This window comes from Pseudomonas sp. P4_C3 (genome assembly GCF_056402075.1).
Genome location: NZ_JBFUIC010000401.1, coordinates 1 through 3,281 on the forward strand (window position 1 = coordinate 1; position 3,281 = coordinate 3,281).

Annotated in this window: 3 protein-coding genes and 2 pseudogenes; 2 read left to right on the plus strand and 3 right to left on the minus strand. The window is 58.8% G+C overall.

Annotation, left to right across the window (positions count from 1 at the left end):
- A pseudogene (locus AC1DVH_RS28320) lies at positions 1-653 on the plus strand (AAA family ATPase); the annotation flags it as partial.
- A 166-nt stretch (positions 654-819) separates the two neighbouring features.
- Here the strand turns inward: AC1DVH_RS28320 and AC1DVH_RS28325 are convergent.
- Positions 820-1,371 (minus strand): DUF4174 domain-containing protein, encoded by a 552-nt coding sequence (locus AC1DVH_RS28325; protein WP_477756574.1) that lies wholly within the window; start codon positions 1,369-1,371, stop codon positions 820-822.
- Between the two features lie 180 nt (positions 1,372-1,551).
- On the opposite strand from AC1DVH_RS28325, the gene AC1DVH_RS28330 reads away from it, so the two are divergent.
- A complete protein-coding gene (locus AC1DVH_RS28330) occupies positions 1,552-1,920 on the plus strand; it encodes a VOC family protein (protein WP_477756575.1) in 369 nt (122 codons plus the stop codon).
- A 20-nt stretch (positions 1,921-1,940) separates the two neighbouring features.
- On the opposite strand, the gene AC1DVH_RS28335 is transcribed toward AC1DVH_RS28330, so the two are convergent.
- Positions 1,941-2,726 carry a sulfite exporter TauE/SafE family protein gene (locus tag AC1DVH_RS28335; RefSeq protein WP_477756576.1) on the minus strand — a complete coding sequence of 262 codons (786 nt, stop codon included), beginning with the start codon at positions 2,724-2,726 and terminating at the stop codon, positions 1,941-1,943.
- Positions 2,727-2,854: 128 nt separating this feature from the next.
- A pseudogene (locus AC1DVH_RS28340) lies at positions 2,855-3,281 on the minus strand (hypothetical protein); the annotation flags it as partial.

The following is a 3,281-nucleotide window of genomic DNA, read 5'->3' on the forward strand; positions in this document are numbered from 1 at the left end:
CCTTCGATCAGCTCGACGGTTACGACAACGCGTTGAATCGTGGAGTGGACTTCCGTCGTTTCTTCGAATGGTTCCGCGAACGCGAAGACAGCGAAAACGAAACCGGTGTATCCGATACTGCGTTATCCGAGATTTCCGCAAAGTTCGGCAATGACAGTGACATCTSGAAAACCCTTTCCCAATTGAAAGCTTCTTCCCGGGATCGTCAGTTGACCGCAGTTCGTTCCGCCATCGCCGCGTTCATGCCCGGCTTCAGCAACCTGCGAGTGCAACGCAAACCGCGCCTGCACATGGCCATCGACAAAAACGGCGTGACACTTAACGTCTCCCAGCTCTCACAGGGCGAAAAGTCGATGATGGCATTGGTCGGCGACATCGCACGCCGATTGGCGATGATGAACCAGTCTCTGGACAACCCATTGGAGGGTGACGGCATCGTCCTGATCGACGAGGTCGATTTGCACCTGCACCCTAAATGGCAGCGCAGTTTGATTCGGCAGTTGAGCGAAACCTTCCCCAATTGCCAGTTTGTCCTGACCACTCACTCGCCATTGGCCATCAGCGACGCGAAAGACGTGCTGTGCTACGTGCTCAATGACGGGGAACTGCAAGAACAATCAGGCCTGTATGGATTGGATGCCAATCAGGTGCTTCTGGAAGAACGCAACCTGGCACAAAACCTGTGGGAGCGAGCTTGCTCGCGATGACGGCCTGACATTCAACATCGATATCGACTTTTACGACGCCATCGTCGGAACGCCGCCCGGAGCAAGCTCGCTCCCACAGGTTAATTGCTCACCACAAGAATTCAGTGTCGGTTCAATCATCCGGCATTTCAGGCGGTTTGGCGGCCTTCGCCGGTTTGCTGCTTTTCCCGGGCTTGGCGCCTTTGGCTACCGGCTCGGCCTCAGTGACCGGAGCCGCCACTGTCGCGGTAAATTCTTTCTCGGCCGCCGGCAACTGATCGACAGCGCTGAAAATCTCGTCCAGCTTGATGGCGTCCGATTGTTCGAGTTTCTTTTCGCCGTCCTTGCCGACCAGGATGACCTTGGTCTTGGCGCCGGCCCCCAGCTTGAGCGAGCGGATCAGCGCCGCCGTGTCTTGTGGCCCGAGGTCTTTGCCGTCGCGCTGGCCCATCAGGTTCAGCACCGTATAGAGCACCATGTTGCGGTCGGTGAACCCCTTGCGATTGGCCGGCTCATCCAGCGACTTTTTCAGGCCGACCCAGGTCGGATCAACCGTGCTCGGAGCGATGACAATCAGTGGCCGGGCCCTGCCCTTGTCCATGTCCAGCGGTGAGTCGCCATCAGCGGCGAACGAAGTGCCGGCAATCGCCAGCAAAGTAGCCAGGGTCAGTGACCTGATGAGCATGCGCATCTCCTTTTGATATCCACGCTCTAATGATTGCGCATTGCGGCGATCGTTCCGGGTGACGTACCGCAAATATGTCTCGCCTTGCCCCAAGCTTAGGTCAGGGCGGTCATTGCGCAACAGGCTGGGCTAATCTGAAGACTCATGACAACCCGCCTGATCCGTCGTGAGGACTTGTGCATGAGCACTCAGTTGAACCACACCATCGTCTGGTGCCGGGACAAGCAGGTTTCGGCGAATTTCCTGGCCAGCCTCCTTGGCCTGCCCGCCCCGCAGCCCTTCGGGCCCATGCTGATCGTCAAACTGGATAACGGCGTGTCACTGGATTTCTACGATAACGACCCGCCGATAGCATCCCAGCACTACGCATTCTTGCTGGGCGACGAGGATTTCGATGCAGCCTTCGCACGCCTGCAAGCCAACGGTCAGCCTTGGTGGGCCGACCCGTGCAAGCAGCGACTGAGGGAGATCAATGATTACGCGGGAGGACGGCGGGTGTATTTCGATGACCCGGACGGGCATCTGCTGGAAATATTCACCCGCGAATGAAGCTGGCGTGGCGGCTTGAATCAGAACGCCAGTTTGTAGCCGATCAACAACAGCATGGTCGCCAGGCAAGGGCGCAGCAGTTCGTCGGAGATGCGCCCGGTCAGGTGGCTGCCCAGGTAAATCCCCGGCAACGAGCCCACCAGCAAGTAACCCAGGACGTGCCAATCCATGTTGCCCATGCTGGCATGGCCAAGGCCCGCGACCAGGGTCAGCGGCACGGCGTGGGCGATTTCAGTCCCCACCAGGCGGCGGGTCGGCAGCATCGGATAGAGGATGAACAGTGCCACGGTGCCCAGTGCACCGGCGCCGATGGACGTCAGCGCGACCATGGTGCCAAGGACCAGCCCGGTGATGACCGTCATCACATTCAGGCGCAGTCCGCTGGGGTTGTAATGGCCGCCCGCCCGTTTGTGGGCAAAGTCGAGCAGGCGCTTCTTGAACAGGATCGCCAGTGCGGTGGCAAACAACACAAAACCGAGGGCCTGCTTGATGATCGCGTTCATCGCCTCGGGGGCGCTGTGCAGGGTGCTGAGGAACCACAGCGTCAACGCCACAGCGGGCACGCTGCCCAAGGTCAGCCAGCCGGTAATCGCCCAGTCGATGTTGTTGTTCTTGCGGTGAACCAGTACACCGCTGGATTTGGTGATGGCGGCGTACAGCAGGTCGGTACCGACCGCCGTCGCCGGGTTGATGCCGAACCCTAGCAGGATCGGCGTCATGAGCGACCCGCCACCCACGCCAGTCATGCCGACGATGAAGCCGACGACCAGCCCGGCAACGACCAACCCGATGTTCACTAAATCCATGAATACGTCCACAAAGATCGCAAGGGAAATCTGGCCCGCAGCATAGCGATATTTCTTATAACCAGTTATATCGATGCGATCTATCTTTATACCCTGAACTCAATTCCCACAAGGAATATGTGTCGTGCTCACTGCACCGGCAGGAAGTTCAGGAACAGCAAGCTCTGGGCATAATTCAGGCCAATGCGCCGGTAGCGTTCGTCGAGCATCTGGGTCAGCAGGTCCAGCCGGGCGACGATCTTGCCGAACTCGACGGCAAAACTCAGGTTGCTGCCCTCCTCCGAGATTTCGTTGGAGAACAGCAAGGGCTCGCCCTCTTTGTTCTGTCGCTGGCTGAGGATCCAGGTGGCGATCTCGATGTTGCGCGCGGCATTGCTGACGAATACCGGGTTGATCGTATCGGTCATGTAGAACTCGAGGCGACTCCCATGGGCGGTCACCAGCATGCTGCCAATGGCATAGATGAACGCCCCGACCCGGTCGCCGAGAAACTCCGGGCTCATGGCAAAGCGCAGGGCCGCCAGATCCTTTTTGCCACCCAGGGTCGGTAACGGC